1 protein-coding gene is annotated in these 1,172 nt (G+C 59.7%); it reads right to left on the bottom strand.

Annotated elements, in window-relative coordinates:
* Positions 1–614: 614 nt before the first annotated feature.
* Positions 615–1,172: DUF4230 domain-containing protein (locus C2L80_RS13470; protein ID WP_103263373.1), on the bottom strand; the 558-nt coding region annotated here is incomplete at its 5' end.

The following is a 1,172-nucleotide window of genomic DNA, read 5'->3' as shown; positions in this document are numbered from 1 at the left end:
CGGCGGACGGGCGGGAAGCGGGAGCGGGAGCGGCGGCGCGAAGCACGGGAGAGGGCGGCGGCGAAAGTGGAGCTGCAAAGGGATTGGAAGATGAAGCAGGAGATGGGGACGGCGCAAAGCGACGAAGGCAATGGAAGGGAGCGGAGAGCGAGAGAACGCTAGGGGCCGGAGCGGGAACCCAGCCGGAAACGCGCAGGGGCCGACACGAGCAAACGCGACGACCACCGTCGCCGCCAAGCCAAAACCGGCATGGAAGCCCTCCTCCCGCAGGTTTGGTCACAAACAGCGCCCTATGGCACGCGCGGGACCGATTTCGCGTCCCCCGCGCCCTTGGCACTTGAAGAATCCCCAGGTCGCGGAAATCGCACAGGCTGCCGGCACCCCAAATTGGCCGCTTGGATTGCCACAGGGCGTCGTTTGTGACCAACTTGCATGGGGCACCCTTGCGTCGTGCGCAAACCGCAGCGCAAGGCCGCCCGCACGGTTTCGAATGCGCTACCCCCAGGAAAGAACCGCGTTGTTCACAACGACGAATGCGACAACCAGGGCAATCGCGACAACGACGGCAAGCACAATCTTGGGATTCGGCGAGAACTTCACGGTAACTCCCCTCCCTACGCTTCGCGCCACGAGAACTCGACCGCGCACTTTTCGCCCAGCGCCACCGCAAACATGTCCCGGATGTTCTCCTCCGCATTCTCGCGCGCTTCGTCCAAAAGCCCCGCCTCTATGGCCTCCTGTTCGCTTTTCTCGATGCACTGCGCTTGGAAGGCGTCAACATCCTCAACGTGGATGGGATTGAGTATGTTGTTCCTCTCCTCCAAAACGCCCGAAGCATCCATGTCGGGCTCGTTGGCAACGATATACGGGCTGGACAGCGAGATGCGTATCGTATTTTCCTCCAACTTGTAGTCGGCATCTTCCAAACTCACGCCAGCCTTAATGGTTCCCTGATAGCGATACCAAAAGCTGTTATCCGTAAAGGGGATGTCGAACAGATCGAAGAAACGATTTATGTCGGACACCTTGTCGACGATGCAGTAGTCGTAAGATACGCTCACCAGCTCATTTTGAGCGACGATGCGGCCGAACACGGTAGAAGCGGACAACGACCGATCATCAGGAGGATTGTAATTCCAGAAGAACACGGCCCCTCCCACCCCCAATACCGC

Source organism: Rubneribacter badeniensis (genome assembly GCF_002899695.1).
GTDB classification, from domain to species: Bacteria; Actinomycetota; Coriobacteriia; order Coriobacteriales; family Eggerthellaceae; genus Rubneribacter; species Rubneribacter badeniensis.
Note: the sequence above shows the minus strand (reverse complement) of the source record. Positions and strands in the feature narration are given on the sequence as shown.